Below are 4,855 nucleotides of genomic sequence, written 5' to 3'. Positions count from 1 at the left end.
GTTCCGTGCCCTGGAACAGGACAGCTGGAGGGATCGCTTTTACGAGCGGCTGGGTTAGCCATGGATGACTCCTGTCAAAAAAATCCTTTTCGAGAGGTAAACCTATCACGAAATTCAGCCTGGACGGCCGCATCCGATCATTCAAAAAAGTGCTCGATCACCAGACCGCGCTACCTGTTGCTTGGGTTAACGCGGTTGGTACTTCGCTGGCGTTTTCTACCTTGCCATCAACTCAAGTTTCAGAATGGGACGCGGCTCCTCCCTACTCCTTGACTGCAAACATCCGCTCAGCAATCTCCCGCCCCCGCTCCACCCCTTCCTTCGTCAACCATATCGACTTGTTCCTGTTAACCGGATTACTGATCAAACCCTGCTCGTGCAAGCGGTTCATGATCTCGAAGTCATAGCCCTTCCACGCATTGCCGGCGTCGGAGCTATAGGCTGCCAGGAGAGCAAGGACGGCGTCGTCGATCAGTTTCATGTCGTATTCCATGATGGTCACTCCGCTGATGTTCAGTGTTGTAATCAAAGCGTCGTATCAAAGTGGATGTCAATGCTGCGCGAGCTTGTAGGTTTTAGATGCCCGATTGCTGGTTGCCTCGACTGCGATCCCCGCCCGTATAATCACGCCCGCACGCCAAACCTCCTCTGGTATTTCGCGCATTGGTTTCAAACCCTTCACTTCACTGACAGACATCCCCATGGAAACCTCACTGGAAACCGTCGCCCTCTTCTCCCTCAAACTTGCCTACGAAGAAGAAGGCCTGAGCCCGATTCTGCGAGATGACATGGTCATGGGCGATTATCAGAAAGACGTTTTCGAGTTACTGGTGAAACGCGGCGATGTCGAGGCCATTCAGTTCAAGATGAACGAATGCCTGAACCTGGCGCTGGATGCCTTGGGTGGGGTCGAGAAGCCGTTGGGGCGGGAGTTGCGCAAGTTGTCGGCGGAGTTGGCTGAGGCGCGATCGATGGAGCAGCTGGGTCAGCCGCTGCTCGCGCTGAAGGGGTATCTGCGCGACATTCTTTGAATGCCGCGCTACAGCCACGCCAGTATCTCTGCTGATCAGCGACGTGCTTTCAGCACTCGAATATCTGTTGGGAAGCCGTCAGCGCCCACCAGCGTTTTCCAGCCCATGTACTGAAATTCGCCGTTGGGATCGATGTAGTCGCCCTTCTCTGGTTGCCCTCCGCCAACTATCGCAACACGCTTCACTTCGCCACAGCCGCCATCCGATGGTCGCACGGTATAGATCACATAAGGCTTCACGTATTGCGTGGCGCGGAAGTATTGGCCGCAGATTTCGTCGACGGTGATCAGCATGGTTTTCAGGCGGGCTTCGCCGTCGGTGTCTTCGTGCAGTTTCAGGAAGGAGATGTCGCCGACGTCGCTGTAGCCGAGGGAACGGGCGCGTTGGTAGGCGGGGGAGTTCTGGTGCGCAATACGGCCCTCCTCCACACCCCGTTGCATTTGCGCGGCGAACTCGGCTTTGCCTTGGGCCAGGGTTGCCTCGGCGTGGGCCGCGACGTTTTCGCAGTGGGCGTACTCGCTGGAGTCGAGGTGTTGCGGTAGCAGGTTGAGGCGGCGCTCGTTCATGGAGGCGAGGCTGTCTTGCAGGCCGGACGTTAGTGCATAGGCAGCGGAGACGCGACCGCTCTGGACGTCGGCGATTGTCTCCTGCATCCGCTGGCAATTGGCGAGGTAGTAATCCCAGCTGGCTTGCGGGTGTTCTTTCGCGAAGCAGAAGGCTGGGGTAATGGAGACGGCAAGGGTGAGAGCGCCGAGCAGTTGCAGCAAAAGGGTTGTGGAAAACATGGGTAGTCCATTACAGAGAAGGCATGGCGCGACGCTACTATTTTGCTATCTTGCCGTCCACTCTCTACAGGCGTGCAAGTTGCCGCCTCTGTCTCGTGGCAAGGAAAGAAATCCGATGGATGCTGTGTTGTGTTTGGTAGTCATGGCGGCAATGTGGTTCTGGGTGGTGCGACAGCGCGGGCATTGGAATCTGTTGTTGGCGAACCTTGCCGGAGCGGGTAGCGCTGTGGTGGTCGGCATTGTCTTCACACTGCTTTATGACGCGCTGTTCGGCACCACCATGGCAGCGCCCGGACTGCATAACAGCCTGGTGGTGTTCATGACCAGCGCGGGCGTTCTGGCGGGTGTTTGGCTGTGGATCGCCAAGCGTCGTCAGCCGGCGCATCCGGTTGCCCGTCAACTGCTCGCGGGGGGCTGTGGCTTTGCCGCCGGGATGGTCACGTTGATTTTTCTGGCGGCGAATTATTTTCCGCAGCCGTAGCCGGACGGCGCGTCTATTTTGCTATCTTGCCGCGCATCGTCGGGGCTCGCTGATCGTCTCGCGCCGCGTTTGGATTGTTGAAAGGTAAGGAAAGGATCAAATGGAGTTTCTGCGTTTTCTGGCGTTCGTCGCTGTCTGGGGTTTCATGTGGCGCTGGGTGGTGAAGAACCGCGGTAGCTGGAATATTTTATACGGCAATATCGTTGGCGCGGCGGGTGGGTTCATTGTCGGGCTGGTGATATTGTCGATCACCTTCTCACTGTTTCCTTCGTCGTTCGATCAAGAGGCGGGGCAGGCGGAAAACACGCCAGTCGTCGAATCGACCTCTGTGTTGCCTGAAGCCGAGGCAGTCACGCCCGCCACCGAGCTGAAAGATGCGCCGGCTTTTGCTGCCATCGAGGCAGACGACAAGCCTTCTCCCGCCGACTCCGCACTGCTGCCGAATAACGTCAGCCGAGCGCCGAAATCAATGGCGGTACAAACGGTGCTGAATCAGAGCGACTACGAGGGTCGCATGGCCCTGGCCGCGCTGAACAAGAAGTTGCGCGGCGACGCACAGGCCGACAAGTCGATGATCGCGTATGTCATGTGCAGCCCGTTTGTCACCAGCACCCTGCGTTATCCCGCTTCGGCGCGTTTTGCCGACAGCAAAGCGCTGGTCAGCCATCGCTACAAGGATCAGGTCTACAGCTTCAGCAACAGCGTCACCGCGCGCAACATGAATGGCGACGATGTCACTTACCGTTTCGATTGCTCTGTGCAAGAGCTGCCACGGGTTGATGCGACGGCCGGAGAATGGCGTTTGCTGGCGCTGAAACTGCAAAAAGCCGACTCTTAAGGCTGATTTAAGGGATCAAGGCGCCGGCTGCGCTATCATCGCCGGCCTGTGCGCCTTGAACTTTGCCCTCAATGTTTTCAACACCCGACGACCTTAACTCGCTGCCTCCTGTACTGGCCGGCCCGCTGCTGCGGCGGATGGAGCCGACGCGCGTGGTGCTGTGGCTGGTGGGCTCGCGTGAACTGACGCTGACCTTGCGCCTGCAAGGTGTAGGAGATACTCCGCTCGACTCAGAGAAATGCACGGTCATTGCCGTAGGCCGTCATGCGTTCGTGCATCTGATCGACGTTCAACTTGAAAGCGCCCTGCCCTGCGACACGTTTATCGATTACGACCTGCTGATCGATGACGCCATCGGTATGGCTCAGTGGGCACCTCATCTGCTTTACCCCGGCGCTACCTGCGCGAACCTCGTCGTGCGTTCGCGGATCGACCAATTGCTCCACGGCTCCTGCCGCAAGCCGCATCATCCGGCAACCGATGGCTTGCTCTGCGTCGATCAATTGCTGGCCGACGAGACCGATGCGCAACGACGTCCGGCGTTGCTGATGATGAGCGGTGATCAGGTCTATGCCGACGACGTCGCCGGGCCGATGCTGCGGGCGATTCATGCCTTGATCGAGCGTCTGGGTCTGTTCGATGAGCACCTTGACGGTGCCGTGGTCAGCGACAGCGCCAAGCTCTATCAACACCCGGCAAGCTACTACCACCGTGCGGATTTGTTACCGGCGCTAGAGAGCAACGAGACCTTGCGCGAGCGATTTTTCGGTGGCGCGCGTAAGCCGATTTTCACCAGCAGCAGTGCCGACAATCACCTGGTGACGTTCGCCGAAGTCATGGCCATGTACATGCTGGTGTGGTCGCCGACGCCGTGGTTGCTGATCAATCCGAGCGCGCCGACGCTGACGCCGGAACGCCGCAAGCGCTACCACCTCGAGCAGACGCGCATCGATGCCTTCAAGGCGGGCCTGGGCAACGTCGCGCGGGCGCTGGCGCATCTGCCGAGCCTGATGATTTTCGATGATCACGACATCACCGATGACTGGAATCTTTCTGCGCAGTGGGAGGAAACCGCCTACGGCCATCCGTTCTCCAAGCGCATCATTGGCAATGCGCTGATTGCCTATTTGTTGTGTCAGGGCTGGGGCAACAATCCGGATGCCTTCAAGGACGTGCTGGAGCAGACCGCGCAACTTAGCGCCAGCGGTGATGACGGCTATCTGGACATGCCAGTGCAGGACGATCTGATTGATCAGCTGCTGCGTTTTCAGCAGTGGCATTTCGTGCTGCCGAGCAGTCCGGCGCTGGTGGTGATCGACACGCGTACGCGGCGCTGGCGCAGCGAGATGGCACTCAAGCAGCCGTCGGGCCTGCTCGACTGGGAAGCCTTGAGCGAACTGCAACAGGAACTGCTCGATCACCCTTCGGCGATCATCGTGTCGCCGGCGCCGATCTTTGGCGTGAAGCTGATTGAAACCGTGCAGAAGGTGTTCAGCTGGTGCGGTTATCCGCTGCTGGTCGACGCGGAAAACTGGATGGCCCATCGCGGCGCGGCCCAGGTGATCCTGAACATTTTCCGACACTCGCGCACACCGGGGAACTACGTGGTGCTGTCCGGCGATGTGCATTATTCCTTCGTCTACGAAGTCCTGATCCGCCACCGCAAGGCCGGCCCACGGATCTGGCAGATCACCAGCAGCGGCATCAAGAACGAATTCCC

Annotated in this window: 6 protein-coding genes; 4 read left to right on the top strand and 2 right to left on the bottom strand. The window is 58.7% G+C overall.

Annotation, left to right across the window (positions count from 1 at the left end; genetic code table 11):
* Window positions 1-262: 262 nt before the first annotated feature.
* Complete coding sequence (locus tag D6877_RS22720; RefSeq protein WP_241662943.1) at window positions 263-481, bottom strand: DUF6429 family protein; 219 nt, start codon at window positions 479-481, stop codon at window positions 263-265.
* A gap of 220 nt (window positions 482-701) precedes the next feature.
* Here D6877_RS22720 and D6877_RS22715 point away from each other — a divergent pair, with 220 nt between their 5' ends.
* The gene (locus D6877_RS22715; RefSeq protein WP_130912188.1) at window positions 702-1,031 is read left to right on the top strand and encodes a hypothetical protein; all 330 of its coding nucleotides are present in this window, start codon (window positions 702-704) and stop codon (window positions 1,029-1,031) included.
* 35 nt (window positions 1,032-1,066) lie between these two features.
* On the opposite strand, the gene D6877_RS22710 is transcribed toward D6877_RS22715, so the two are convergent.
* Window positions 1,067-1,816 (bottom strand): hypothetical protein, encoded by a 750-nt coding sequence (locus tag D6877_RS22710; RefSeq protein ID WP_130912187.1) that lies wholly within the window; start codon window positions 1,814-1,816, stop codon window positions 1,067-1,069.
* Window positions 1,817-1,931: 115 nt separating this feature from the next.
* Here D6877_RS22710 and D6877_RS22705 point away from each other — a divergent pair, with 115 nt between their 5' ends.
* The 3 genes from D6877_RS22705 to D6877_RS22695 form a co-directional block, all read left to right on the top strand.
* A complete protein-coding gene (locus D6877_RS22705; RefSeq protein ID WP_130912186.1) occupies window positions 1,932-2,297 on the top strand; it encodes a hypothetical protein in 366 nt (121 codons plus the stop codon).
* 100 nt (window positions 2,298-2,397) lie between these two features.
* Window positions 2,398-3,135: a hypothetical protein gene (locus tag D6877_RS22700; protein ID WP_130912185.1), complete on the top strand. Its 738-nt coding sequence runs from the start codon at window positions 2,398-2,400 to the stop codon at window positions 3,133-3,135.
* Window positions 3,136-3,206: 71 nt separating this feature from the next.
* On the top strand, window positions 3,207-4,855 hold a 1,649-nt coding region (locus tag D6877_RS22695), incomplete at its 3' end, for an alkaline phosphatase D family protein (RefSeq protein WP_130912184.1).

This window comes from Pseudomonas sp. Sample_9 (assembly GCF_004307535.1).
In the GTDB taxonomy this organism is placed as follows: Bacteria; Pseudomonadota; Gammaproteobacteria; order Pseudomonadales; family Pseudomonadaceae; genus Aquipseudomonas; species Aquipseudomonas mercuritolerans.
Note: the sequence above shows the minus strand (reverse complement) of the source record. Positions and strands in the feature narration are given on the sequence as shown.

Excerpts from the sequence above, each read along its gene's own strand:
- D6877_RS22720 (WP_241662943.1), bottom strand. The coding sequence starts at position 481 with ATGAAACTGATCGACGACGCCGTCCTTGCTCTCCTGGCAGCCTATAGC.
- D6877_RS22715 (WP_130912188.1), top strand. The coding sequence starts at position 702 with ATGGAAACCTCACTGGAAACCGTCGCCCTCTTCTCCCTCAAACTTGCC.
- D6877_RS22710 (WP_130912187.1), bottom strand. The coding sequence starts at position 1,816 with ATGTTTTCCACAACCCTTTTGCTGCAACTGCTCGGCGCTCTCACCCTT.
- D6877_RS22705 (WP_130912186.1), top strand. The coding sequence starts at position 1,932 with ATGGATGCTGTGTTGTGTTTGGTAGTCATGGCGGCAATGTGGTTCTGG.
- D6877_RS22700 (WP_130912185.1), top strand. The coding sequence starts at position 2,398 with ATGGAGTTTCTGCGTTTTCTGGCGTTCGTCGCTGTCTGGGGTTTCATG.